A 25,264-nucleotide genomic window follows, 5' to 3' on the forward strand; every position below is an offset into this window, starting at 1 on the left:
CGGCTCGACCCCCGCCGAAGCCGCCACGGCCACCGCGACCTGCGCGCTGTCCGCCGGATTGCGCAGCGACAAAGTCAGCGCCCCGATATTCTTCGCCAGCGACAGGATCGACACCTGCTCCGGCGTCAACGCCAGCGTCACTGTCCGCGCCGGCGGGGGAGGGGAGGAGAGCGCGCCCTCCACGCCGCCATTGGCTCCCGACGCCTGCTGCGTTCCCACCACCACCTCGCCCACGGCCAGCACCTGCACCATCTGGAGCAGGGCCTGCGCCCGGCTGCGTCCCGATCCGCGCGCCCCGCTGATCGCGTCGGCGCCGGGATAGACGACCTGCACGTCGACCCGGTCGCCCGGCCGGATCAGGCCGGCGACGGCGATCTCCGCCGTGGTGTCGATGCTGATTGCGCGCATCCCCATCGGCACGCGGATGGCAAGCTTGCTCTCCATCCCCACCGCATCGCGGGCGATCAACGCATGCAGGCCTATGTCCCGCGTCGCGACCTTGCCCACCACCTCGGCGGATGTCGCCGCATAGGGATAGCGCGCCGGATCGCCCGGTGCGTTGCGGATCATGGCGGCCGTGATCGTCTCCCCCGTGCGGATCGCGCGGGCCGCCCGCACCAGCAGGACAGGCGCGGCCACCCTGACGGGCGCGGCCTGGCCCTGCACCGTCGCGGCGGAAGCGTTGCGCAATTCGCGGACGCCCAGCGCCAGAAAAGCCGAAGCGGCGGTCAGCCCGACGGCGATCGTCAGCTTGGCTTTCGAACCCAGACGCATTGCTTTCCCCCAACGGCGCTTTGCGTGAACGCAAAAGCGCTTCAACCGGGGAAATTCATAACCCTGGCGCTGTTGTCAGGGCATGAAAGAAGCAACCGTTACGGTGCAAAGCGCTTGCACTGGCAAATGGTGGCTTTGCGCAGGAACGCCAGATGTTTTCACCGATTTCGCTCACGCAAAAGCCGCTGGAAGCCACGATGATTGATCCAAATCGGCGACAATTACCGCGGCCTCCCTCCCCACGCTGCGCGCAAGGAAGGTCCGGCGTCCTTTCAAGACCGCTCCCCGCCGGGCCTTGCCACCTCAGGCGTCGACCGAAATCACCCCGCGCCTGATCTGATCCAACTCGATGCTCTCGAACAAGGCCTGGAAATTCCCGTTCCCGAACCCCTCATTGCCCTTGCGCTGGATGATTTCGAAGAAGATCGGCCCAAACATGTTCTCGGTGAAGATTTGCAGCAGGATTCCCTCGCCATTCTCCACCGATCCGTCGATCAATATCCGGTTCCGGCGCAATCTCTCCAAATCTTCTCCATGCCCAGGCACCCGCTTGTCGACCAGTTCATAATAGGTCTCGATGGTGTCCTGCAACCGCACGCCCCGCGCCCGCAACTTCTCCACCGTCTCGTAGATATTGTCGGTGGTCAGCGCCAGATGCTGGATGCCCTCGCCATGATATTGGCGGATGAACTCCTCGATCTGGCTCTTGTCGTCCTGGCTTTCGTTCAGGGGGATGCGGATCGCCCTGTCGGGCGCGATCATCGCCTGGCTGAACAGCCCGGTCGCCTGCCCCTTGATGTCGAAATATTTTTGCTCCTCGAACCCGAACAGCGTCCGATAGAACTGGCTCCACACCCGCATCTGCCGGCGTCGGACATTATGCGTCAGATGGTCGAGCAGGTCCAAGCCGACATTGTTCTCCGCCGCCGCCTCCCGCCAGCCGGGAAACTCCGCCCAATCGGCATAAAGGTCTTCGCCGTCCTTGATGAAATAGAGATAGGAACCGCCGATCCCCTGGATGACGGTATCGTCCTCGTCCGTCGGCGTGGCGCCGTGCTCCAGCGCCCATTGCATCGCCGCCTCCGGATCGGCCACGCGAAAGGCCATGGCGCTCGCCGACGGGCCATGCTCGCCCCGGAATGCCGCCACCCGCCCGGCATCGTCGCGGTTCAGCATCAGGTTGATGCGCCCCTGCTTGTAGCGGGTGATGTTCTTGGTCGGATGCCGGTGGCTGGCCACGAAGCCCAGTTGTTCGAACTGCCGCCCCATGGCTTCGGGATCCGGCGATGTGAATTCGACGAATTCGAAACCGTTTAGGCCCAGCGGATTGATGATGTCGGCCATGAAGCCAATCCTCTCGATTATGGTTGGGGTTACCGCGTCAGCATGGCATTTTGGCGCGGGCGTGATCCTGGCTGCCGCGATGATAGACGCGATCCTGCGCCAGCACCGCATCGGGCGCCACGTCGCTCTCCGTCTCCAATTCGCGATAGATCGGCCCGAAGTCCACATCGGACGTCTTGCGCAGAAGATCCTCGAAACTGTCGATGACGAAATAGCTCTGCTGATAATCGTCGATGCGATATTGGGTCCGCATCAACCGCTTCAGATCGAAACCGATCCGGTTGGGCGAAGCATCCTCCAGCGCGAACACCGACTCGCCGAAGGACGAAACGATCCCCGCCCCGTAAAGCCGCAAGTCGTCGCCATGCCGCATCAGCCCGAACTCCACCGTATACCAGTAAAGCCGCGCCAGATGATCGATCGACCCCAGCCCGTCGGCGCGCAGCCCGCCCTCGCCATAGGCCTGCATATAATCGGCAAAGGCCGGATGGGTCAGCAAAGGCACGTGCCCGAACACGTCGTGAAACACGTCCGGCTCCTGCAGATAATCGATCTGTTCGGGCCTGCGGATGAACCTCCCCGCCACGAACCGCCGATTGGCGAGATGTTCGAAGAAAACCCGGTCCGGCACCAGTCCCGGCACCGCCACCACCTGCCAGCCCGTGCGCTTCATCAACCGTTCGGACAATTCGGCGAAGTCGGGAATCCCCGGCCGCGCCATCCGCAATATATCCAGCCCCTCCAGGAATTCCGGCACCACCCGCCCCGGCAGCATCGCGGCCTGCCGTTCGAACAGCCGGTCCCACATGGCATGCTCGCCGGGCGTATAGGCAGACCAGTCCTGCGGAACCGTCCAGTCCGCAGCCGCGCCCTCGGGAGGTGTCATGTCCGCCTGTGCCATGTTCAGCCTTATCCCATGTTCCGACGGAAAAAGGGTTTCATTCTGATGCCCTTCATGGCCCCCAATGAAATGGGGTCGTCACATATCGGCGGAATATGAAATCTCATTTCTGCGCCTTGAACGCCCAGCGCATCGTCCCCGCCAGCGCGAAAGCCGCCGCCCGGACCAGCGGCCGCGCCACGACGGGCATGGAAAAGCCATGCATCCGCCGCGCCCATCCGGGCAGCAGCGCCACCGCTGCCTGCATCGTCATCGCTTGGGCGGGCATCAGCCCCAGCGAGGGCGCGGGCTGCCGCAGCACGATCCGCGCCACCTCCCGTGTCCGCTCCGTCACGGCCAGCTCGCTGCGAAAGCGCGCCATCAGCGCCATCGCCTCGGCCCGGCTCTCCGGCACCGGATCGGCCCCCAAAGCCCGCGCCACCAGCGCCGCCTCGGCAAAATAGCGGTCCTGCTCCGCCACCGGCATGAACGGCTCGCCATAGGCCATCCACGCGTCGAGAAAGCTCACCGCCTCGCAGACATGCACCCAGGCGAGCAGCCAGGGATCGCCCGCCGCATAGGCCGTCCCGTCCGCCAGCGTCCCGCGCACATGGTCATGCACCTGCCGCACCCGCGCGATCGCCGCCTCCGCCTCGGCCCGTTCGGCATAGGTGGTGACGGCGATGAACCGCGCCGTCCGCCGCAGCCGCCCCAGCATATCGTCCCGAAACCGGCTGTGGTCCCAGATTCCCGCCAAGGCCGCCGGATGCAGCATCTGGAGCAGCAATGCGCCGACCCCGCCGATCATCATGCTGGTGACGTCGCCATGCACGCGCCGGATCACCGACCCCGGCGGATAGAGCGCCCGGTCCGAAGCGACGACCGGCGCTTCTCCTCGGGCGCTGTCATGAAACACGCCCCGCACCTGGCGCACCAGCAACCGCCGCACCAGATGCGAAGGCCGTTCCACCGACACAAATCCTTCCCAAGCCTTCGGCGCAGGAAGGATCTGTCCTACCCGGCCGCCATCTGCGTCATGGACGCATAATCCGTCTTCCCGGTTCCCAGCAGCGGCAGAGCATCCAGCACCCGGATTTCCCTGGGCAAGGCCAGTTCCGCCACGCCATTGGCCTTGCCCCAGGCCTGCAACGCCGCCGCCTTCGCATCCCGCGCGGTCGTGAACAGCACCAGTTGCTCCCCCTTGCGCGCGTCGGGCCGCGTCACCACGGCATGGTCCGCATCCGGCCAGACCGCGGAGGCATAGCCCTCCACCGCCGGCAGGGAGATCATCTCGCCCCCGATCTTCGCAAAGCGCTTCGCCCGCCCCCGGATCGTCACGAAGCCCTGATCGTCGATGGTCACGATGTCGCCGGTATCGTGCCAGCCCCCTTCCGGCGGTTGCAGCACGCCCGGCGCATCGGCCTTCATATAGCCGGCCATGATGTTCGGCCCACGGATCGAAAGCCGCCCGCCTTCCTCGATTCCCGGCACATCGTCCAGCCGCGCCTCGATTCCCGGCAGCAGCCGTCCGACCGATCCGGCGCGGAAATGCATCGGGGTGTTGACCGCGATCACCGGCCCCGCTTCCGTCGCGCCATAGCCCTCCAAAATGCGCAGCCCGAATTTCTCGGCATAGATCTTCCGGGTCTCGTCCCGCACCCGCTCCGCGCCAGCGAAGATGTAGCGCAGCGAATAAAAGTCGTAGCCATGCGCCATCCGCGCATAGCCCGACAGGAAGGTGTCGGTCCCGAACAGGATCGTCGCATTGGCGTCATAGGCGAGCGCCGGCACGATCCGGTAATGCAGCGGGCTGGGATAGAGCAGCGTCTTCACCCCGTGGAAGATCGGCAGCAAAGTGCCCCCGGTCAGGCCGAAGCTATGGAACACCGGCAGGGCGTTCAGCACCACGTCGGCCGAATTGAAGTCGATCCGCGCCGCCAATTGCCGGCAGTTGGACAGAAGGTTGCGATGCGTCAGCACCACGCCCTTGGGCAGCCCCTCCGACCCGCTGGTGAACAGGATCACCGCCGCGTCATCCGGCGAAACCTTGAGCCGCCGGTGCGCGCGCCCGGCAAAGCGGCTGGCGACCAGCCCGCGCAGCTTGGCGCCGGGGCCGATGCCCGCCGCCACATCCTCCAGCCAGAGGAAGGCGATCCCCTCCGCCTCCAGCCCCGCGACGACATCGCCCAGCTTGCCCTGCTCGACAAAGGCCCGCGCCGTCACCACCGTCCGGATTTCGGCCGCCATGCAGGCCGCCTTCAGGTTCGCCAGGCCCGCCGTGAAGTTCAGCATCGCCGGCACCCGCCCGCCTGCCTGGAGCGCGAAGAAGGCCACCGCCACCCCGGCGACATTGGGCAGCAGCACGCCGACCGCCTCCCCCTGCCGGGTCGAACGCGCCAGCACGCGTCCCAGCACCAGCGATCCCGTCACCAGCCGCCCATAGGTCAGCGGTTCGCGCTTCACATCCTCGACGACGGCCGATCCGCGCCCATGGACATGGCTCGCCTCCAGCAGCGCTTCGAACAATGTCCTGTCCGTGTCGGAGGTCGCGAACATCATCTGGCTCATCTCGTCATAGAGCCGCCGCCCGGCGATAGCGCGCCGCGCCCGCGCCGTCATCTCGCCCTCTATGGCGAAGCGGCGGGGCGGCAGCACGGTGAGCGTGATCCGGGGAAAGCGCCGCAGCCGGACCTTGCCCCTGAGGCGGGAAAAGGGCGTGAACTGCGCGCCGTCGATCCGCACCGGAATGATCGGCGCGTCGGCCTTGTCCGCGACCATGCCGGGGCCGTCAAACACCTTCATCAAGGCGCCGGTGACGGTGATCCGGCCTTCGGGAAAGATCACCAGCGTCCGCCCTTCGCGCACCGCCTTCACCATCGCCTTGGCGGACAGCGGATTGGTCGGGTCGACCGGAAAGGCGTCGAACAGCGGCAGGAAGGGCTTGACCCACCAGGCCCTGGCAATGCGCGTATGCACCGCGAAGGTGGGCTTGCCTGGCAGGAAGGCCGCCAGCAGCAGGCCATCCAGGAACGACACATGGTTGACCACGACGACCGCCGGTTCGCCCGCGCCGGGCATATTTTCAGCGCCGATGACCTCCACCCGGTAGCAGAGCCGCAGCATCCCGCGCACGATGGCCTTGATCACCGTCTCCGGCAGCAGCCAGCAACTGATCAGCGCCACCGCCAGCGTCGCAAAGCCCATCGCCCCGATCACGCCGGGCACGCTCTCGCCGCGCGCCAGCATCGCCGTCACCACCGCGACGACCGCCACCGTGACCGCCGCATTGACGATGTTGTTGGCCGCAATGGTGCGCGACCGCTCCTGCCGCGGGCTGTGCGTCTGGAGGATCGCATAGAGCGGCACGATGAACATGCCGCCTGAAAAGGCGATGCCGAACAGGTCGACCATGATCCGCCAGCTCCCCGGCGACCCGACGAATTCCGCTATGCCAGCGCCCGAATGCATGGGCGCATAGGAGCCGGTCGACAGCCACAGGTCGATCATGAACCCGGCCAGCGCCAGCGCGGATACCGGCACGAAGCGCGCGGACACCTGCCCGCCCAGCAGCCGGTTGACCAGCATCGACCCCAGCGCCACGCTGACCGAGAAGATCAGCAGGAAGAAGGTCGCGACCTCCTGCTTCGCCTTCAGCACCCCGCTCACCAGCGGCGCGAACTCCGCCAGCAATACCGCGCCCACGGCGAAGAACCAGCTTATCCCCAGGATCGACAGCCACACGCCGCGCCCATGCCGCGCCGCCTTCAATATATGCCAGGTGCTCCTGAAGATGTTGGGTTCGATGCGCAGCCCCGGCACCACCGTCGGCGCGGACGGCACCGCCAGGCTGGCCAGGAAGCCCAGGATCGCCAGGCCGACCGCCACCAGCCCGGCTTCCCATGGCGGGATCACCCCGGCCAGCAACTGACCGCTCAATATGGCGAGGAAGGTGCCTGCCTCGATCAGGCCGGTGCCGCCCATGATCTCGTCGGTGCGCAGATGCTGCGGCAGGATGGAAAATTTGACCGGCCCGAAGATGGTCGAATGCAGCCCCATCAGGAACAGGCAGGACAGCAGCAGCGGCACCGATTCCAGCCAGAATCCGGTGACGGCCAGGGTCATGATGACGATTTCCGCCGCCTTCACCGCCCGCACCAGCTTCGCCTTGTCCCAGGCGTCGGCCAGTTGCCCGGCCAGCGCGGAAAACAGGAAATAGGGCAGGATGAACAGGCCCGTGGCGACGGTCGCCAGCATCTCCGCCTTGTCGGGCTCGGCCCGATAGAGGCCGAAATTGGCGAGGAACAGCAGCGCGAACTTCAACAGATTGTCGTTGAACGCGCCCAGGAACTGCACCACGAACAAAGGCGCGAAACGGCGTTTACCCAGCAAAGACAGATCAGGTGCGGACATTTTCTTACCCCCGTCCTTCACGCATTATGCAGCAATAGTCGCGGAGTTGTTAATCGGCTCCCGCAACAGGCGATTATAGAGCCATCCGATGCCGATCAGGCTGAAGCCCAGGGCCAGGAAGGATGCGATCCGCAGCAGCCCGGTCAGCCCCGACGCATCCAACAGGAACACCTTGGCCACGGCGAGCAGCATCAGCAGCAGCGAAGCGATGCGCCAGTCTCTGGCGTTTTCGGCCTGCGCCCGCCTGCGGATGCCCCAGAGCAGGAAGCCGATGGCGAGCGCCAATGCGAGCACGGAACGGAGAATATCCTCCACCTGGCCCACTCCGCGCACGGTCAGCAGCGATCCGACGAAAAGCTGCCGCAGCATCGCCACGCCGAACAGCGCGATCAACGCCATGCGCACGCCATCGGCGATGCGCCGCGACCAGCCGTCCGCCACCTTCAGCGCAACGAAGGCAAGGGCCAGCACCACCGGCAGCAGATTGACGAAGGGCCAGCTCCCCACCGCCTGCGGGAACCAGAGCGGATTGTGCAGCACCACCGAATAAACCAGCAAATGCCCCAATCCCGCCGCGACGAGGCATGTCCCGACCACGCGCGCCCAATTCTCCCCGGCTTTCCGCGACGGGTGGAAATGGGCTGGCGCGATCCGGCCCCGCAACGCAACGAAACCCAGGCCCATCAGCGCAGCCTCCCAAAGCGTGCGCTCCGCCAGGGCAAGGCGCGTCACCTCCGCCAGGCTCCCCAAAGCGAAAAGCTGCTTGAATGCGACATGCGCCGCCACCCCGCCAAGCACCGCCGCGACACAGCAGCCGATCCGTCGCTCGACCGCATCCACGGCGGAACCGCCCCGCCACAAGGCAAGGCTCAGCGCCATCGCCGGCAAGGCGATCCGCCGCGCCACCTCGCTTGTTCCGGGCAAGTCCCGCACCAACACGGGTTCACCCACCAGCGACAGCAACACCCGGCCCAGCCAGATCCCCAGGGGCCAGGCCGCCCAAAGCACCACCAGCGCCAAGGCCACGCCCAGGGCAGGCGCCATTCGCCCGCCCGCCAGCCGCCGCGCTCCTTCCGCCAGCACCGCCAGCCCCAGCGCGGCGCCCACCGGCACCCAGGGCGCCGGCACCGCTTGCGCCACGGCCCCATAGGCGAGCAGCACAGCCACGCCCTGCGCGACCATCCGTCCCTCGGCGAAGCGCGCCCGCCATGCGAACAGCGCCGCCATTGCCGCGCCCGCCGTCCAGCGCATCACGCCCTGCCAGCCCGGCCCATCCGCCGCCTCTCCCCACAGCCGGGCGACATCGTCCGATCCGGCCAGAACCACCAGCGCGCCGAAGGCAAAGCCCCAGCCGCTCCATTCAACCCGACGGTCCTCCGCCAGCGCCGCCAGCTTCAGCAGCCCGGCCGCAACCGCGGCAATCACCATGGCCAGAGTCCACTCCGGCAGCCCCAGCCCGCCGGCCACCACCAGCAGCAGCGCCGCGGCGCTCGCCAGCGTCACGAAGCGCGAATCCTCCCGCCGCGTGCCGCATCGCCAGCCCATCGCCATGGCCGCGCCGGGCAATCCGGCGGCAGCCAGCGCCAGCAGGGCGAATTCCCCGTCCAGCCCGACCCGCCAGCACTGCCCCAGCGCCACGGCAAAGCCGCCCAGCGCCAGCCCCGCGATCTGCCCCGCCTCGACCAATCCGCCGCGCCAGACCCGCAGCAGGGCCGCGCCGCCATAAATCGCCGCCATGCCCAGCATCACCAGGGCGAAGTGACCCATTTCCGGCTGCGGCCACACCGCCGCCAGCAGCAGCGCGACACCGGCGCCGATCGCCGCCAGCGGCCGCAAGGCCGCCTCCCGCCCCAGCCACACCAGCATAAGCGACAGCAGCCCGAACAATCCCCATTGCAGCAGGCCGAAGCCGCCGGTCGCCACCAGCGCCGCCATCTGGCCCGCCGCCACCACGGCCGCGCCCATGCGCAGCAGCGCGGCCCGCGTTCCGGAAAAGGCCAGGACCGGCAACGCCATCCCCAGCATCAGCACCAGCAACCCGACCGACAGCGACGACGCCCAATCCAGCGCGCCCATGGCCAGCATGACGACGCCCCAGCCGGCCCCGCCGACCAGCGCGCTCACCCCCAGCCACATCCAGCGCTGGGTGCGCGACAGCACGCAAAGCCCACCGACCGCCAGGGCGAGATAACAGCTCAGCAGGGGCACATTGGGCTGCCCCGCCTCGACCAGGGCTGGCGCCGCCAGACCGCCGACCAGCCCCAGCAGCGCACTCGGCGCGCCAAAGCGCAGCGACAGCGCCATGGCCAGCCCCGTCACGCCCGCAAGCCCCGCAAAGGCGATGCCCGGCCCGACCAGCCCGTAGAGCATGTGCGCCGCCAGGATCGCGGCATAGAGCGTCGCCAGCCCCCCGCCCGCCAGCGCCTGCCGCACCCGCGCATCGCGGACCCGTTCCTCCAGCCGCAACGCCGCCTCCGCCCCGCCGATCAGCGCCCCGCCGAACAGCAGCCCCAGAACCACCCGCACCAGCGGCGAGAGCAGCCCCGCATCGATCGAATATTTGACCAGCAGCACGCCCGCGACCGCCAGCGTCACGCCGCCCGCCCAGATCGGCAGGCGTCGGCCGAACAGTTCCTCGAAGCTGAAGGAGGGGCGTGCAGGGCGCGCGACTTCGATGGCGATGCCTTTCGCCTCTTCCCCGCCCTTCCCGCCTTCTTTGGATTGACGGTCAACGATGACCGCGCTCGCGGGCGGCGGAGGCGCGGCGTCCATGGCGACCCGCCGCTCCACGACGCTTGCGGGCGCCGCCGGCCTCGCCCGCGCATCGTCATCCCCGTCTTCTGGGACGGGGCGGTCGGGAAGGGAGGGCGTATTTCCAACACCCCCTTCCAGCAGTGCCAACCTTTGCTCGGCCGCCTTCAACCGCCCGCGCATGTCGAACAGCATCACCCCGAAAACCAGCAGAACCAGCGTCACAAGCATGAGTCGAACCCCTGCACCCAGCAATGCCCATCGGCTACCGCAAAATTGCACACTGTTCAATAAAATAATTAGACAGCGTTCAATTGATCTTCTATTTGCCTCTCCATGGGCAGACGATCCGACCATAGCCGCGAGGAGCTGGAGGCGCTCATCCTGGAGGAGGGCCACCGCCACATGGCCGAGTCCGGTTTCGCCAAATTCTCCTCGCGAGAGGTGGCCAAGCGCATCGGCTATTCGGTGGGCACGCTCTATAATGTCTTCGGCAGCTACGACCGGCTGGTCGCCGCCATCAACACGCGCACCTTCGACCTGTGGGCCGCCTTTCTGGAACGGCGCCTCGCCAGCCGGCCGCGCGACAGGATCGCCGCGCTGGTGGAGGGCTATTTCCGCTTCGCTTCGGAAAACACGAACATCTGGATGGCGATCTACGACCATCGCCTGCCGTCCGGCGTGCCCTTGCCGGAGGAATATGCCCGGCAGCGCGCCGGTCTCACCGATGTCGTCGTGCGCGAAGTCGCCGCCGTGCTGCCGCCGGAATCCCAGGATGTCGCTCCGCGCCTCGCCCGCTCGCTGGTGGCGACGGTCCATGGTCATTGCACCTTCGCGCTCAACGGCAGCTTCGCCCTTTTGGGCGAGACGGACCCCCTCGAAATGGCCACGGCGCGGGTCAAGGAAAGCTTGAGGGCGGCAGGGGCGGAGCTTTAACATAGGCGGCAGGCACGGCGGGCGGCAAGCTGGAGACAAAAGGGGGACATATCATGGCAAACTGGTTCGACAGCCTGGAACGCGACCTGCAATCGCCGCTTGCCGTGCGGCGCCTGGGCAGCGGCTGGTTCTCGGGCTTCTTCGCGCTGCTGCTCAGCACCACCGGGTTTTGTCTGGTGATGGCGCTGCGCTGGCCCGACTGGTTCGCCACGCCCGAACTGGCCGCGCTGCACGCCTGGGGCGGGCTGCGTCCTCTGGTCCATGCGCTGTTGATCGGCGGCTATGCCCTGGCGTTGCTCAGCCTGCTTTTGCGCACACGCAAAGCCATCGGCGCCACCGCGCTCATCGTCGCGCTGCTCGCCACCCTGTTGGGCGGAGCGGAAGTCCAACCGCGTGAGACTCATGACTGGGGCGTGTTCTTCGGCGTCGATTTCTTCGCCGTCAACATGGTCGCCACCGGCCTGATGTTCGCGCCGATCGAGCGCTTGTTCCCCCACAGGGCGCAGCAACGGCTGTTCCGACAGGAATGGCGGGAAGACCTGTTCTATTATCTGATCAGTTCGATGATGGTGCAGCTCATCACCTTCCTCGCGCTGGCGCCGTCCAGCTTCATCAACGCCAACACCGCCGGCCTGGCGGGCGTCCGCGCCATGATCGCCGGCCAGCCCTGGCTGCTCCAGTTCCTGGAAGTGGTGCTGCTGACCGACTTCGTCCAATATTGGTTCCACCGCGCCTTCCACCGCGTCCCCTTCCTCTGGGGCTTCCACGCCGTGCACCATTCGGCCCGGTCGATGGACTGGCTCGCCGGCGCGCGCATGCATTTCTTCGAGATCATCGCCCTGCGCGGCGTGACGTCCCTGCCGCTGCTCACCTTCGGCTTCTCGCCATCGGTGATGCAGGCCTATATCGGCTTCGTCTATATCTACTCCTCGCTGCTCCACGCCAATCTGCGCGGCGATTTCAACCATCTCGGCCGCATCGTCGCGACGCCGCGCTTCCACCACTGGCATCATGCGATAGAGGAGGTCGCGGTCGACAAGAATTTCGCGATCCACTTCCCTTTTCTCGACCGCCTGTTCGGCACACATCATCTGCCCGACGGCGCATGGCCGACCGGCTATGGCGTGCCCGAACAGGTGCCCCAGGGCTATCGCGCGCAATTTCTCTACCCCTTCCGCCGAAAGCGCGACGCAGCCTTGTGAATCTGCTATGGTCTTCCGGCTGTCAGGGGAGTCGGACCATGGTCTACTGGATGCTCAAGGGCCGCGAATTCGCCAACTGCAACTGTGAATATGGCTGCAACTGCCAGTTCGGCGGCCTGCCCGACAAGGGGCATTGCCAGGCCGCCTTCGGCTTCGCCATCGATGAGGGGCGTCACGGCGACACCGACCTGTCGGGCCTCAACATCGCAGCCGTCTTCCGCTGGCCCGGCCCGATCCACGAAGGGCAGGGGGAATGCGCCGCCTTCGTCGACGAACGGGCGACGGAAGCGCAGCGCAACGCCCTGCTGACGATCATGACCGGCGGCGACACCGCCCCGATGGCGACGGTCTTCGCCGTCTTCGCCTCCACCATCACCACCATGCACGAACCCAGTTTCGTCCCCGTCGACTTCGAGGTCGACGTGGAAGGACGCAAGGGCCGCCTGCGCATAGCGGGGCATCTGGAAATGGACGGCGAACCCATCCGCAGCCCGGTGGACGGATCGGAAATCCGCGCCCGGATCGACCTGCCCGACGGCTTCGAATATGAAGTGGCGGAGATCGGCTCCGGCACCAGCCGCTCGATCGCGCCGATGCGGCTCGACCATGCGGCGAGCTATGGCCAGTTCGCCTATCTCCACCTCGACAGCCACGGCGTCGTCAGGGGCTGACGATGCCGATATGGGGCGTGGTGCTTGCCCGGCACCGCTTGATTTCGCTTGTCGCGCTCGCGGTGCTGATCCTGCTGGCCTGGGGCTGGCTGCTTTCGGGCGCGGGCATGGGGATGGCCCTCACCGCCTCCCTGTTTCCGGCCGGCCTGGCGGAAGACCCGATGGCGGCGATGATGATGCCCGGCGACATGCCATGGGCGATGGCGCGGTTCGTCATGACTTTCGCCATGTGGTGGGTGATGATGGTCGCGATGATGCTTCCCTCCGCGGCGCCGATGGTCCTGCTCTACGCTCGCGCCGCGCCCGCCTCCACGCGCCCGGCGACGGAGAGCTTCACCCTGGGCTATCTGCTGGTCTGGGGTTTCTTTTCCCTCATCGCCACCCTGGCGCAATGGCGCCTGGCCGCAATGGCGATGCTGTCCCCCATGGCGATGGCGACGTCCAGCCGCCCGCTGGCCGCCGCCCTGCTGATCGCGGCGGGAACCTATCAGATCAGTCCGTGGAAGGATGCCTGCCTGCGCCAATGCCGCAATCCCGCGCAGTTCCTCAGCCGCCATTATCGGCCGGGCTGGGCCGGTGCGCTGCGCATGGGCGCGCTCCATGGCGCCTGGTGCGTCGGCTGTTGCTGGATGCTGATGACGCTGCTGTTCGTGGGCGGGATCATGAACCTCGCCTGGATCGCGTTGCTGACGCTGCTGGTGGGTCTGGAAAAACTGCTGCCATGGGGCCGCGTCGTCTCCGTGGCGGCGGGTATAGGCTGCATCCTGTCGGCGTGGGCGATATTGATGGGGTGACGGTTTTTGGCCGCCAGGGGTAGTCCGCGCCTTCCGCTCTCGTTGAAGCGCTGCGTGCGCCTCATGGCCAGGTCTGGCCACGCCATCCGCCAGCCCTAGGCCTTGTCCTTCTCCACGCCCGCGTGGAAGGCGATCCTGAGCGCTTCGGCCAGGCTTTTCACCTCCAGCTTCTGCATCAGGTTGGCGCGGTGGATTTCGACCGTGCGCGGGCTGATCGCCAGGTCGTAGGCGATGGTCTTGTTCGGCAGGCCGTCGACCAGCCCGTGCAGCACCTCGCGCTCCCGCTCGGTCAGGATGTTGAGCCGCGCCCGCGCATCCTCCGCCCGCGCATTCGCGCCGCGGTCCGCCACCGCCACCCGCCGCGCCGCCTCGACGCAGCCCAGCAACGCCGCCTTTTCGAACGGCTTTTCGATGAAGTCGCTGGCCCCCGCCTTCATCGCCGTTACCGCCATGTCGATGTCGCCATGGCCGGTCATGATCACCACCGGCAGCATGACGCCCCGCGCCCGCAGCTCCCGCTGCACCGCCAGCCCGTCCATGTCCGGCATCCGCACGTCCAGCAGCACGCAGCCCGGCTCCAGACCGGCGGCCTCTTTCAAAAAGGGCAAACCGCCCTCAAACAGCTTCACCGCGAAACCGCTGGTCTTCAGCATGAAGGACAGCGACCGCCGGATCGCCTCGTCATCGTCCACGACATAGATGGGAAATGGCTCGCTCATCGGGCTTTCATCCTAATCCACCGCGTCCAAAGTGAAGTGAAAGGCCGTGCCGCCCCATTGCGACGGTCCGGCCCAGATGCGCCCGCCATGCCCCTCCACGATGGTCTGGCTGATCGACAGGCCGACGCCCATGCCGGACGCCTTGGTGGTGGTGAAGGGGGTGAAGAGCGTGCGCGACATGTCCGGCGCCAGCCCCGGCCCGCTGTCGGCCACGATCACCTCCACCCGGCCATTTTCCCCTGGCACGGCGGACAGGCGCAGGATGCGCGCCGGGCTGTCCGCCATCGCCTCCACGGCGTTCCTGGTCAGGTTGATGATGACCTGCTGCAACTGCACCCGGTTGACCAGCACCTTGTCGACGCGCGGATCGACGCTGATGTCCATGTCGAGGCCCCGACTATCGACGCCGATGAAGGCCAGCGCCGCCCCCTCCGCCAGCAATCCGCGCAGCGGTTCGGGCTGGCGCATCGTCTCGCCGCGCTTGATGAACTCGCGCAGCGATCGGATGATCTCGCCGGCGCGCAGGGCCTGGTTCGCGCTTTCTGCCATCGCCTCGCGCAGCAGTTCGCGGTCCACCGGCCCCCCGGCGTCCAGCATGTCGCGCCCCGCCTCCAGATAGTTGGCGATGGCGGTCAGCGGCTGGTTCAGTTCATGCGCCAGCGCCGACGCCAGCGTCCCCATCGCCGTCACCCGCGACGCATGGGCCAGTTCGGCCTGAAGGTCGGCCACCCGCCGCTCGGCCTGCTGGCTTTCGGTGAGGTCGCGGATGAAGCCGGTGAACAGCCGCCGCCCTTCATCCTGCACCTCCCCCACCGACAGTTCGATGGGGAATGTCGACCCGTCCCGCCGCCGCGCGCTGGTCAGGCGGCCGATGCCGATGATCCGCTTTTCCCCGGTCGTCAGATAATGGTGGATATAGCCGTCATGCCTCTCCCGGTCGGGGGAGGGCATCAGCATGGAGATATTCTCGCCCAGCACGTCGCTTTCGGCATATTGGAACATGCGCTGCGCCGCTGCGCTGAACGACACGATCGTGCCGCGCATGTCGATGACGATCAGCGCGTCCGGGACGGTCGCCAGGATGGAGCCGAGCAATGCCTGTTCCAGGCTGTGCTCGCGCTGCGTCAGGCCATCGGTTTCATCGTCCGCTACCGCCATGCCGACACCATGCCGTGGCTTCAATGCGCCAGCAAGAGCGGAACATGCGCCTCGCGCAGCATGGCGCGCGTGACGCCGCCGAATATCATTTCGCGCAACCGGCTATGGCCAAAGGCGCCCATCGCCATCCAGTCCGGCTTCAGCACGCCGATGGCGGCCTTCAGCGACGCATCGATGGTGCGCCCGTCCTGCGGCCATGTGTGCAACTGGCACTTGATGCCATGGCGGGCCAGATATTCCGGCGCGTCGGTCGCGGGGAAGGGATATTTGCCCGCTTCCTCGACCGTCACGACATGCACCTCCTCCGCCAGCTTCAGCAGCGGCACGGACAGGCGCAGCGCGGCGGATGCTTCCTGCGAACCTTCCCAGGCCACCATCGCGCGGCCCGTGACCGGAAAGGACTTCGCTTCCTGCGGCACGGCGATCACCGGAACCCGCCCGGCCAGCGCCAGGTCGGCGGCCAGGTGCAGCGGATCTGCGAATTCCCGGCGCGGCCCGGGCGGCAGGGTGACGATCATGCCGTCGGTCAGCGCCGCCGCGGACAGCAGGCCATGGACGACATCGCCTTCCACATGGCGCCAGTCCCAGCTCACATCCTCGCGGCGCAGCCGATCCTCCACGCGCATCCGGGCCTTTTCATCGATGTCGTAGAGTTCCGCCATCATCGCCGGGGCCATGGACGCGCCGCCGTACATGTCGGCCGCCACGAAATCCGGCATGGCCGTCACCTGCACGCAATGGATGTGCGCGCCCGATGCGCGGGCAAGATCGCAGGCCGCCTGCAAGCGGCTTTCCGCGCCACGATCTTCATGAATGTGCAGCAGGACCGATTTCATCGTCTGTCTCCCGGCAAGCGTCTCTTTCCCTTTTGGCTAGGACTCCCCCGGCGCGGTCGCCATCAGGAATAATCCTTATATCCCTTTTCGGCGCGGAATCCGATTGCATGGAATATGAGTTGGACGACCATACGCCTCGAACTTGCCCGGACGCCCGCCTTTCCCAACGGATCGGCGGCGCGAAGCTATGTGCTGCGCCTGCCGCTGGGCAGCGGCGGCCTGATCGACGAAAGGGAATATCGCATCCATCCCGAACTGGCGACGGCGCGCCGTTTCTGGCCGAACGAGCCGGACCGGCACGGCACGTTGCTGCACACCGGGAATGGTTGGGCCTTGTCCTATGAGCAGGGTGAGGCGGATGACGAGAAGATCTACCGGCTGGACGCCCACGCCATCCAGCCCGGCGCCTATCTGACGCTGACCGACCCGGACGGGGAATGCCTGCCCTTCGTGGTGAAGGGGATGAGTCCGGCCTGATCGCGGCGGCCGCACTTCGCCCCGCAGTCGCTGCCGCGCGCCTGGCCGGGAGTCGATCTTCGGGAACAAGCGGGTTCGGCCCGATCCCAGGGCGTTGATGGCGCTGATCGAGTGACGGCGTCGGCAGAGCCGCCCGCGAAATGCAAATCTATACTGCTAATGACTTGCAACATCCTCCTTATTTGGCTAGCGGGAGTGCAGCCTCATGGGGGAATGAATGCACATCCGACCGTCTTTCCTGCTCGTCACCACCATGCTCGCGCTGTCGAGCCGGCCTGCCCTGGCCCAGTCCGAACCCGCGGCCGATGCCGAGGGCGCAGGCCCGATCATCGTGACGGCGGCGCGCACGATCTTGCCCGCCAACGCCCTGCCGATGACCATCGACGTAATCGATCGGGAAACGCTCAACCAACAGGTCGCGATCGGCGGCTCCATCGTCGATGCGGTGTCGGCGCTGACCCCGTCCTTCTCGCCCACGCGCCAGAAGCTGTCCGGCGCGGGAGAGACGCTGCGCGGCCGTTCGCCCCTCTATGCGATCAACGGCATCCCGCAAACCGCGCCGCTGCGCGACGGATCGCGGGACGGCTTCACCATCGACCCCTTCTTCATCGACCGGGTCGAACTGATCTACGGTTCCAACGCGTTGCAGGGGATCGGCGGTGCCGGCGGCATCGTCAACCAGGTGACGGTGGCGCCGCCCCAGAGCGACGGCCTGTCGGGCCGGATGTTGGTGCAGGGCAATGCCGACACCGGCTTTCACGGCGACGGCGTCGGCGGCAAGGTCGCGGGGCTGCTCGCCTGGCGCGCCGGGCGCTGGGACGCGACGGTGGGCGCGGCCTATGAAAAGCGCGGCGCATTCTACGACGGCCATGGCAATCGCGTCGGCACCGACCTGACCCAGGGCGAGACGCAGGACAGCCGAAGCTGGTCGCTGTTCGGCCGCTTCGGCTATGCGCTCAGCGACAGCGCCCGGCTGGACCTGACCATGAGCCGCTTCCATTTGAAGGGGGAGGGCGACTACGTCACGCTGGACGGCAATCCCGCCATCGACCTCCCGACGACCTCCGTGCGCGGCACTCCGCCGGGCGTCCCCGCCACCAACCGCACCGAAAGCGCGGCACTGACGCTCACCGACGGCGACCTGTGGGGCGGCAACTTCATCGCGCAGCTTTTCTTCAACCGCTCGCGGGACACCTATGGCGGGGAGGTCGCGCCCATCGCCACCTTCCAGGATGCGGCCATCGCGCCGGTCAACACGCTGTTCGACCAGTCGCAGAACCGCAGCCGCAAATATGGCGGCAAGATCAGCTATGAACGCGCCATGCCGGGTTTCGAGGCGCTGACCGCCGTTCTGGGTTTCGATGCGCTCTACGATCTGACCGAACAGCGCCTGATCGCCACCGGCCGGACCTGGGTGCCGCCGACCGATTATCGCAGCCTGGCGCCCTTCGCCCAGTTCAACCTGGCGCTGTTCGACAAGAAGCTGCGCCTGGCGGGCGGTATCCGATATGAGGATGTGCGCATCCATATCGACGACTATCATACGCTGGCCTCCTATCGGGGCGGCTTCGACGTGGCGGGCGGGACGCCGACCTTTCACGACACCTTGTTCAACGGCGGCGCCATATTGGAGCCGTGGGAGGGCATCCGCGCCTATGCCAGCTATGCCGAGGGCTACACCGTCCCCGACGTCGGACGCATCGCGCGCGCCGTCGACCGGGCCGGGGTCGATATCGACAATTATGTGAACATCAGCCCTATCGTGTCGAACAATCGCGAGATCGGCGTGGAAGTGAAGCGCGGCCCCGTGGATGCCAGCGCGGCCTATTTCTGGTCGACCAGCAAGAACGGGTCGCTGCTGGTGCAGCAGTCGGTCGGCGCGCCGTTCGAGGTGCAACGCCAGCGGGTGGAGATACAGGGCCTGGAACTGAACCTGTCGGTCAGGACGCCGCTGCCGGGGCTTACCCTGTCCACCGGCTACGCCCATCTGATCGGCCGCACCGACGGATCGGACAATGGCGTCGACAAGGTGGATCGCGACCTGGACGGCGCGAACATTTCGCCCGACCGCCTGAATGTCGCCGCCAGCTATGTGCATGGGCCGCTGTCGGCGCGCATCCAGACGCAATTCTTCCTCTCGCGTCAGTTCGAACGCGAACCGGGCAAATATCCGGTGCTCTACAGGTTCGACGGTTATAATGTGACCGACATGTCGCTCCGCTATCAGACGCGGTTCGGGGCGTTGACGCTGGCGGCGCAAAATATCTTCGACACATTCACCATCGATTATTACACGCAAACCGTCCGGCCCACCGACAAGGCCCATTATTTCGCGGGGCGCGGGCGCAATTTCACCCTGTCCTGGGATTATCGGTTCTAGTGAAGCTGATCGACGCCCTTCACCGCTGGACCGGCGGACTGATCGGGCTGCTGCTCGCCCTTCTGGGCCTCAGCGGCGCGCTGCTGGTGCACAAGAATGCCTGGACGCTGGCGCCCCATGCCGGCGACCCGCGGGTGGAGGATGTCCGCCAACTGGCGCAGGTGACGCAGCGCATCATGGCCGATCCGGCGGCGCGGCCCCAATCGATCACCTATGCGTCCGACGATTTCGGGCTGCTGAAACTGCTGTTCGACAATGGCGGCGGCGCCTATGCCGATCAGCGCGGCGGCGTGGTGATGCGGTGGAGCAGCCAGTGGGAGCGGCCTGAACTCTGGCTGTTCGACTTCCACCATCACCTCTTCTCCGGCGAGACGGGTGATTGGGCTATCGGCATTGCCGCGCTTTGCGGGCTGTTCTTCGTGTTCACCGGCCTCATCCTCTGGTGGCGCACGCGGCGGACCTTCGAATGGCGGCTATGGCCGGCGCGGATGAGCCGCCCGGCGATCGTGCGGCATCATCGCGATCTGGGCGTCGTCGTCGCGCCGCTGCTGCTGCTGTCGCTGGCGACGGGGGCCGTGCTGGTGTTCCGGCCAATGGCGGCGCTGCTGTTCGGGCCGGGCGCGCCCGCGCAGATCGACAAGGCCTTGGCCGCTCCGCCGCCCCGCGACGCCAGACTTGCCGACCGACTGGACTGGGCGGGCATGATCGTGACGGCCAAGGCCCGCTTTCCCGACGCGGAACTGCGCAGCCTCAGCCTGCCGCGCAAGAATAGCGGCCTGATCACCCTCCGCATGCGCCGGCCGCAGGAATGGCTGCCCAATGGTCGCACCACCCTCTGGTTCGCGGCCGACAGCGGCGCGCTGGTCGCGGCGCGCGACGCCGCCACGCTGCCGACGGTGGTGAAGGGGTATAATCTGCTCTATCCCCTCCATGCGGCGAAGGTCGGCGGCCTGGCGTTCAGGCTGGTCATGACATTGGCGGGGCTGGCGATGACGCTGCTCGGCACTCTCGCGGTCTGGACCTTCTGGTTCAGGCGTCCGGCAAGGGCGGCGCGCCCGCGTCAGATCGCGATCAGGGCATAGGGCCGGTCGAACCGTTCCGACAGCACGAACTGGGCGCAATTATAGACCGGAACGCCGCCGGGCGTCTTTCCTTTGAACGCGCCGCGATGGGCGTGGCCGTGCACGGCGAAGCGGACATTGTCGAACCTGTCGATGGCTTCGGCCAGCCGGGAGGAACCCAGGAACGGGAAGATCTCCGGCGGCTCTCCCTGCACGGTATCGACCACCGGCGCATAGTGGAGCACGGCCACGGTCCGCTCCGTCCGCAGCGAACGCAGCGCGTTTTCCAGCTTGCGCGCCTCGTTGATCGATTCCTCGACGAAGCCCTTGATCGCGCTTTCCCCGAAGGCGCCCAGTTCCCCCCGGCCGAATCCGCCGACAAAGCCCTTCACCCCGGCGAAGCCCACGCCCCTTATCTCCACCGCCTGATCGTCCAGCACGGTGACGCCGGCGCCGTGCAGGATCTGCGCCACGATTTCGGGCTGGCCGCATTCATGGTCGTGATTGCCCAGCACCGCGACGGTCGGGATGGTGCAGCTTCGCAGGTCTTCGGCCAGGACTTCGGCCTCCCGCGTCTTGCCGAAATTGGTGAGGTCGCCGCACAGGGCCAATATGTCTGCCCGGGCGGAAATCTCCTCGAACATGGCGCGGTAGCGATGCTCGGACGAATCCGTGACGTGCAGGTCGCCGACGGCGGCCAGGACCAGGCTGTCCCTCGGCCGCGCCTCACTGGTTGCGGTCATGGCTCTCCTCCAGCCCCTTGCCCACCACGTCGGCAAAGCCCCAGTCGGTGATGTCGACCAGATAGTCGCGCGGCGAAAGCAGCCGGCCCCGGCACACGCGCAGATTGGGGACGGGCAGTTCGGCGCGGGTCTGCAACCGGCCCAGCAATTCCTCGAACAGCCAGAGCGGAATGCAATGCCGCTCGGTCGGATAGATGAAACGGAAATTCAGCAGGTGGATGAGCAGCACTTCCCAATGCAGTTCCATCGCGTCCAGCAGCCGTTGCCAGTCGATGCGCTCATGCTGCCGCAGGATGATGTGCGCGACGTCCGCGCCGTCATAGCGGTATCGATCCTGGATGAAGACCTTGGACAGGATGAATTCGGTCGGCGGGGTGATCCGCACCGTCGTGCCATAGACTTCCGCATGGGATATGTCGCGGAACCATTCCTCGGTCACGGGCAGGCTGGCCGAGGAGATGTTGTATATGACGTCGAAGAAATTTCCGTCGCGCCAGACCTTGCCGATCCAGCGTTCGTCCTCGAATTCGACCCGATGTCCCAGCGCCTTGAAATAGGCCAGGATGCGGGGCGCATCGCCCGGCTTGCAGAAGACGTCCAGATCCTTGGTCGGCCGCGTTATGCCGGTATGGCATCCCAGCGCATAGGTGCCCGACAGCATGAAGGGGATGCCGGACTGGACCAGATGCGCAAGGCTTTCGGCATAGAATTCCGCCGCGTCCGGTGGAGGATCGAAGGTGGCGGGTTCGCGGTTCATCCCCAGGGGAACGGACAAGCGGGCGCTTCCGTTCCCCCTTCCGTTTCCGCGGGCTTATTTCATCGTCGGGATGACGAAGCTCTGGTCGATCACCGCACCGCCGTCGGGCCAGCGCTGCGTGATCTTCTTGGTGCGGGTGTAGAAGCGCACGCCGTCCATGCCGTACTGGTCGAGATCGCCGAAGCCCGACCGCTTCCAGCCGCCGAAGCTGTGATAGGCGACCGGCACCGGGATCGGCACATTGATGCCGACCATGCCGACCTCGACATCGGCGGCGAATTTCCGGGCATAATCGCCGTTGCGGGTGAAGATGGCGACGCCGTTGCCATATTGATGCTTCGAGGGATAGCTCAGCGCCTCCTCGAAGCTCTGGGCGCGCAGGATCTGGAGCACGGGGCCGAAAATCTCGTCCTGATAGCTTTTCATCTGCGGCGTCACCCGGTCGATCAGCGTCGGGGCGAGGTAGAAGCCCTCCTCATAGCCCTGGAGCGAGAAGCCGCGCCCGTCGACCACGATTTCCGCGCCTTCGTCGGCGGCCATCTGGATATAGCTTTCCACCCGCGCCTTATGGACGCCGGTGACCAGCGGGCCATATTGCGCGTCGGGATCGGTCGGGATGCCGGGGCGCAGCGTCTCGATGGCGTCCAGCAGCTTGGCGCGGAAGGCGTCGGCGGTCGCTTCGCCCACCGGCACGACGACCGGCAGCGCCATGCAGCGTTCGCCCGCCGAACCATAGGCCGCGCCGACGATATCGGCTACCGCCTGGTCCATGTCGGCGTCGGGCAGGATGATGCCGTGATTCTTCGCGCCGCCCATCGCCTGGACGCGCTTGCCGTTCTGGGCGCCGCGGGCATAGACGTAATTGGCGATGTCGGACGACCCGACGAAGCTGACCGCCTTGATGGCCGGATGGTCGAGAATGGCGTCGACCATTTCCTTGTCGCCATGGACGACGTTCAGGATGCCCGCCGGAATCCCCGCCTCGATGGCGAGTTCAGCGAGGCGCACCGGGACGGAGGGGTCGCGTTCCGAGGGTTTCAGGATGAAAGCGTTGCCGCAGGCGATGGCCATGGCGCTCATCCAGAGGGGGATCATCGCGGGGAAGTTGAAGGGGGTGATGCCCGCCGCGATGCCCAGCGGCTGGCGCATCGAATAGACGTCGATGCCGGGGCCTGCGCCTTGGGTATATTCGCCCTTCAGCAGATGGGGGATGCCGCAGGCGAATTCGACGACTTCCAGGCCGCGCTGGATGTCGCCCTTCGCGTCGGCGAGCACCTTGCCATGTTCGGAGGAGAGCAGCAGGGCCAGTTCGTCCATATGCTGTTCGATCAGTTCCTTGAAGCGGAACATGACGCGGGCGCGGCGCTGGGGGTTGGTGGCGGCCCATTCGGGCTGGGCGGAAAGGGCGGAATCGACCGCCTTCTGGAGATGGGCGGCGGTGGCGAGTTCCACCTGGGCCTGGACCGCGCCGGTGGCGGGATTGAGGATGTCGGACAGGCGGGCGCCGGGTTGGGGGGCGGATTGTCCATGAATGAAATGGTGAACTGAACGCATTTTTCCGGTTCCTCTCCTGCCGGTGGGATGGGGTGGATATAGACGGGCCGGCTTTGCAGATATACATGTATGTCGACACATTGGTTGTGCGGATTTGCCTATGCTGAACTCGGACGAACTGCGGCTGTTCCTGGCAGTGATGCGGGAGGGCAATATGCTGGCCGCGGCCCGGCGGGTCGGGGTGGATCATAGCACGGTCGCCCGCCGCCTGACCAATATGGAGGCGACATTGGGCGCGCGCCTGTTCGACCGCAGCCCGCGCGGGGTGACGCCGACGCCCGCCGCCTTCGCTCTGGTGTCCCATGCCGAGCGGATCGAGAGCGAGTTGCTGGCCGCGCTGAGCAGCGTCGCCGGGCGCGACCGGGAGGTGGAGGGGACGGTGCGGCTCGCCACGCCGGAGGCCTTCGCCAGCCATCTGATCGCGCCCCGCGTGGCGGCGTTGCGGGAGCGGCATCCGCGCCTGACGCTGGAACTGGCGTCGGAGAGCAAGGCGGCCAGCCTGTCGCGGCGGGAGGCGGAGATCGCCGTGATGCTGAAACCGCCGCCTAAGGGGCGGTTCGTGACCCGCAAGCTGGCCGATTATCGCCTGGGTCTCTATGCGTCCAAGGCCTATCTGGAACGGGAGGGGCGCCCCTCCCTGCGCGCCGACCTCAGCCGTCATGTCTTCGTTTCCTATATCGAGGAACTGGCCGGGTTCGCGGAGATGATCGCGCTGGACCAGTTGCTGCCCGGCGCGGCCATCGTCTTTCGCGCCAGTTCCAGCGCGGCGCAGCATGCGGCGGTGGCGGCGGGGATGGGGCTGGGCGTGCTGCATGTCTTCGCGGCGGCGGAGGATGAGCGGCTGGTGCAGATCTTCCCGGAGTCGATGGAGGTGTGGCGCAGCTATTGGCTGGTCATGCATGCGGATTTGCAGAGATTGCCGCGTGTGCGGGCGGCGGCGGATTTTCTGGACGAGGTGATGCGGGGGGTTCGGGAGCGGTTGTAGGTTGACGGACGGCTTAAGCGCCCTTTGGGCGCTCCCCTCCACCATGCTTCGCATGGTCCCCCTCCCCATCTTTGATGGGGAGGATTGAGGGGTGCAGGAACCGGGCTTTGGTTCTGTGGGTTTGCTCTGCGAGATAATGGTCGGAGAGTGAAGCAATCGTGGCGACATCGTTCGAAAACAGGGCCGCGCTGGCCGGGAATCGCGGGACGGGATTTCCGGCGCTCGCCTTTCGGGAGTTTTTCCGGAATCCGCTGGCGGTCGGGTCCGCCTTTCCGGCGTCGCATTTTCTGGTCGACGCCATGCTGGGGCCGGTGGACTGGAGCCGGATGGAGCGGGTAATCGAATATGGGCCGGGCACCGGCATCTTCACCCGCGCCCTGCTGGACCGGCTGCCGGGGCATGCGCGGTTGCTGGCCATCGACACCAGCCCGGCCTTCATCGGCCACCTGCGCGGGGAGATGCGGGATAGGCGGCTGGTCGCGGTGACGGGGTCGGCCGACGGGGTGCTGGAGATCATGGCGGCGCAGGGGTGGGACAGGGCGGATTGCATCCTGTCCGGACTGCCCTTTTCGACGCTGGCGCCGGAGCGGGCCGAGCGGCTGATGGAGGCGAGCGCCTGTGCGTTGCGGCCGGAGGGGAAGTTCCTGGCCTATCAGATGCGCAGGGCGGTGAAGCCGTTGCTGGAGCGGCGCTTCGAGCAGGTCAGGGCGGGGTTTGAATGGCGGAACTTGCCGCCTTGTCATCTTTATTGGGCTTCGGGGCCTGGGTGAAGGGGGGGGCATTCCTCCCCATCGGGAGATGGGGAGGGGGACCGCGCGAAGCGTGGTGGAGG

The 25,264-nt window shown here is 66.7% G+C and carries 21 protein-coding genes; 9 read left to right on the forward strand and 12 right to left on the reverse strand.

Translation table 11 applies throughout. From position 1 onward, the window contains the following. From cpaB to L286_RS25480, 6 genes are all read right to left on the reverse strand, one after another. Positions 1-774: Flp pilus assembly protein CpaB (cpaB, locus tag L286_RS25455; protein WP_021222914.1), on the reverse strand; the 774-nt coding region annotated here is incomplete at its 3' end. A gap of 303 nt (positions 775-1,077) precedes the next feature. Continuing rightward, positions 1,078-2,118, reverse strand: coding sequence for a 4-hydroxyphenylpyruvate dioxygenase (hppD, locus tag L286_RS25460; RefSeq protein ID WP_020819612.1), 1,041 nt, complete (start codon positions 2,116-2,118; stop codon positions 1,078-1,080). A gap of 37 nt (positions 2,119-2,155) precedes the next feature. Further along, positions 2,156-3,019, reverse strand: coding sequence for a phenylalanine 4-monooxygenase (gene phhA, locus L286_RS25465; RefSeq protein ID WP_020819611.1), 864 nt, complete (start codon positions 3,017-3,019; stop codon positions 2,156-2,158). Between the two features lie 103 nt (positions 3,020-3,122). After that, positions 3,123-3,968, reverse strand: a complete 846-nt coding sequence (locus L286_RS25470; RefSeq protein ID WP_020819610.1) for an oxygenase MpaB family protein — start codon at positions 3,966-3,968, stop codon at positions 3,123-3,125. A gap of 44 nt (positions 3,969-4,012) precedes the next feature. Further along, positions 4,013-7,408, reverse strand: coding sequence for an acyl-[ACP]--phospholipid O-acyltransferase (locus L286_RS25475; RefSeq protein WP_025161038.1), 3,396 nt, complete (start codon positions 7,406-7,408; stop codon positions 4,013-4,015). 24 nt (positions 7,409-7,432) lie between these two features. Next, positions 7,433-10,390, reverse strand: coding sequence for a DUF2339 domain-containing protein (locus tag L286_RS25480; protein ID WP_020819608.1), 2,958 nt, complete (start codon positions 10,388-10,390; stop codon positions 7,433-7,435). Positions 10,391-10,495: 105 nt separating this feature from the next. On the opposite strand from L286_RS25480, the gene L286_RS25485 reads away from it, so the two are divergent. From L286_RS25485 to L286_RS25500, 4 genes are read left to right on the forward strand one after another with little or no spacing between them, the layout of a single operon-like run. Further along, positions 10,496-11,095, forward strand: a complete 600-nt coding sequence (locus L286_RS25485; protein ID WP_007684450.1) for a TetR/AcrR family transcriptional regulator — start codon at positions 10,496-10,498, stop codon at positions 11,093-11,095. A 53-nt stretch (positions 11,096-11,148) separates the two neighbouring features. Continuing rightward, entirely contained in the window at positions 11,149-12,297 is a 1,149-nt protein-coding gene (locus tag L286_RS25490) for a sterol desaturase family protein (RefSeq protein ID WP_020819607.1), read from the forward strand. Positions 12,298-12,335: 38 nt separating this feature from the next. Next, entirely contained in the window at positions 12,336-12,968 is a 633-nt protein-coding gene (locus L286_RS25495) for a DUF1326 domain-containing protein (protein ID WP_007684448.1), read from the forward strand. A gap of 2 nt (positions 12,969-12,970) precedes the next feature. After that, positions 12,971-13,762 (forward strand): DUF2182 domain-containing protein, encoded by a 792-nt coding sequence (locus tag L286_RS25500; protein ID WP_020819606.1) that lies wholly within the window; start codon positions 12,971-12,973, stop codon positions 13,760-13,762. Positions 13,763-13,857: 95 nt separating this feature from the next. Here L286_RS25500 and fixJ read toward each other — a convergent pair whose 3' ends face one another. Genes fixJ through L286_RS25515 form a run of 3 tightly spaced genes read right to left on the reverse strand, consistent with a single transcriptional unit; the run spans position 13,858 to position 16,475 of the window. After that, on the reverse strand, positions 13,858-14,481 hold the full coding sequence (fixJ, locus tag L286_RS25505) for a response regulator FixJ (protein WP_020819605.1): 624 nt from the start codon (positions 14,479-14,481) through the stop codon (positions 13,858-13,860). 12 nt (positions 14,482-14,493) lie between these two features. Further along, the gene (locus L286_RS25510; protein WP_020819604.1) at positions 14,494-15,639 is read right to left on the reverse strand and encodes a sensor histidine kinase; all 1,146 of its coding nucleotides are present in this window, start codon (positions 15,637-15,639) and stop codon (positions 14,494-14,496) included. A gap of 20 nt (positions 15,640-15,659) precedes the next feature. Further along, the gene (locus tag L286_RS25515; protein WP_020819603.1) at positions 15,660-16,475 is read right to left on the reverse strand and encodes a universal stress protein; all 816 of its coding nucleotides are present in this window, start codon (positions 16,473-16,475) and stop codon (positions 15,660-15,662) included. A gap of 114 nt (positions 16,476-16,589) precedes the next feature. Here L286_RS25515 and L286_RS25520 point away from each other — a divergent pair, with 114 nt between their 5' ends. From L286_RS25520 to L286_RS25530, 3 genes are all read left to right on the forward strand, one after another. Next, positions 16,590-16,952: a hypothetical protein gene (locus L286_RS25520; protein ID WP_007684441.1), complete on the forward strand. Its 363-nt coding sequence runs from the start codon at positions 16,590-16,592 to the stop codon at positions 16,950-16,952. A 217-nt stretch (positions 16,953-17,169) separates the two neighbouring features. Beyond that, positions 17,170-19,332 (forward strand): TonB-dependent receptor, encoded by a 2,163-nt coding sequence (locus L286_RS25525; RefSeq protein WP_020819602.1) that lies wholly within the window; start codon positions 17,170-17,172, stop codon positions 19,330-19,332. Further along, positions 19,332-20,414 (forward strand): PepSY-associated TM helix domain-containing protein, encoded by a 1,083-nt coding sequence (locus L286_RS25530; protein WP_020819601.1) that lies wholly within the window; start codon positions 19,332-19,334, stop codon positions 20,412-20,414. The genes L286_RS25525 and L286_RS25530 overlap by 1 nt, the downstream gene beginning before the upstream one ends. Here L286_RS25530 and L286_RS25535 read toward each other — a convergent pair. The 3 genes from L286_RS25535 to L286_RS25545 are packed head-to-tail and all read right to left on the reverse strand — an operon-like array spanning position 20,393 to position 23,447. Beyond that, positions 20,393-21,136, reverse strand: coding sequence for a metallophosphoesterase family protein (locus L286_RS25535; protein WP_020819600.1), 744 nt, complete (start codon positions 21,134-21,136; stop codon positions 20,393-20,395). The genes L286_RS25530 and L286_RS25535 overlap by 22 nt on opposite strands. Continuing rightward, a complete protein-coding gene (locus L286_RS25540; protein ID WP_007684435.1) occupies positions 21,120-21,911 on the reverse strand; it encodes a nucleotidyltransferase family protein in 792 nt (263 codons plus the stop codon). The genes L286_RS25535 and L286_RS25540 overlap by 17 nt, the downstream gene beginning before the upstream one ends. Before the next feature lie 36 nt (positions 21,912-21,947). After that, positions 21,948-23,447, reverse strand: coding sequence for a CoA-acylating methylmalonate-semialdehyde dehydrogenase (locus L286_RS25545; RefSeq protein WP_020819599.1), 1,500 nt, complete (start codon positions 23,445-23,447; stop codon positions 21,948-21,950). 100 nt (positions 23,448-23,547) lie between these two features. Here L286_RS25545 and L286_RS25550 point away from each other — a divergent pair, with 100 nt between their 5' ends. After that, entirely contained in the window at positions 23,548-24,432 is an 885-nt protein-coding gene (locus L286_RS25550; RefSeq protein ID WP_007684431.1) for a LysR family transcriptional regulator, read from the forward strand. 158 nt (positions 24,433-24,590) lie between these two features. Continuing rightward, positions 24,591-25,202 carry a class I SAM-dependent methyltransferase gene (locus L286_RS25555; RefSeq protein WP_020819598.1) on the forward strand — a complete coding sequence of 204 codons (612 nt, stop codon included), beginning with the start codon at positions 24,591-24,593 and terminating at the stop codon, positions 25,200-25,202. Positions 25,203-25,264: the final 62 nt, after the last annotated feature.

This window comes from Sphingobium sp. HDIP04, assembly GCF_000445085.1.
Taxonomy (GTDB): domain Bacteria; phylum Pseudomonadota; class Alphaproteobacteria; order Sphingomonadales; family Sphingomonadaceae; genus Sphingobium; species Sphingobium indicum.

What these genes read in the sequence shown, in the direction of transcription:
- hppD (WP_020819612.1), bottom strand. Translation starts at nt 2,118, where the DNA reads ATGGCCGACATCATCAATCCGCTGGGCCTAAACGGTTTCGAATTCGTC.
- phhA (WP_020819611.1), bottom strand. Translation starts at nt 3,019, where the DNA reads ATGGCACAGGCGGACATGACACCTCCCGAGGGCGCGGCTGCGGACTGG.
- L286_RS25475 (WP_025161038.1), bottom strand. Translation starts at nt 7,408, where the DNA reads ATGTCCGCACCTGATCTGTCTTTGCTGGGTAAACGCCGTTTCGCGCCT.
- L286_RS25480 (WP_020819608.1), bottom strand. Translation starts at nt 10,390, where the DNA reads ATGCTTGTGACGCTGGTTCTGCTGGTTTTCGGGGTGATGCTGTTCGAC.
- L286_RS25485 (WP_007684450.1), top strand. Translation starts at nt 10,496, where the DNA reads ATGGGCAGACGATCCGACCATAGCCGCGAGGAGCTGGAGGCGCTCATC.
- L286_RS25490 (WP_020819607.1), top strand. Translation starts at nt 11,149, where the DNA reads ATGGCAAACTGGTTCGACAGCCTGGAACGCGACCTGCAATCGCCGCTT.
- L286_RS25495 (WP_007684448.1), top strand. Translation starts at nt 12,336, where the DNA reads ATGGTCTACTGGATGCTCAAGGGCCGCGAATTCGCCAACTGCAACTGT.
- L286_RS25500 (WP_020819606.1), top strand. Translation starts at nt 12,971, where the DNA reads ATGCCGATATGGGGCGTGGTGCTTGCCCGGCACCGCTTGATTTCGCTT.
- fixJ (WP_020819605.1), bottom strand. Translation starts at nt 14,481, where the DNA reads ATGAGCGAGCCATTTCCCATCTATGTCGTGGACGATGACGAGGCGATC.
- L286_RS25510 (WP_020819604.1), bottom strand. Translation starts at nt 15,639, where the DNA reads ATGGCGGTAGCGGACGATGAAACCGATGGCCTGACGCAGCGCGAGCAC.
- L286_RS25515 (WP_020819603.1), bottom strand. Translation starts at nt 16,475, where the DNA reads ATGAAATCGGTCCTGCTGCACATTCATGAAGATCGTGGCGCGGAAAGC.
- L286_RS25520 (WP_007684441.1), top strand. Translation starts at nt 16,590, where the DNA reads ATGAGTTGGACGACCATACGCCTCGAACTTGCCCGGACGCCCGCCTTT.
- L286_RS25525 (WP_020819602.1), top strand. Translation starts at nt 17,170, where the DNA reads ATGCACATCCGACCGTCTTTCCTGCTCGTCACCACCATGCTCGCGCTG.
- L286_RS25535 (WP_020819600.1), bottom strand. Translation starts at nt 21,136, where the DNA reads ATGACCGCAACCAGTGAGGCGCGGCCGAGGGACAGCCTGGTCCTGGCC.
- L286_RS25545 (WP_020819599.1), bottom strand. Translation starts at nt 23,447, where the DNA reads ATGCGTTCAGTTCACCATTTCATTCATGGACAATCCGCCCCCCAACCC.
- L286_RS25550 (WP_007684431.1), top strand. Translation starts at nt 23,548, where the DNA reads ATGCTGAACTCGGACGAACTGCGGCTGTTCCTGGCAGTGATGCGGGAG.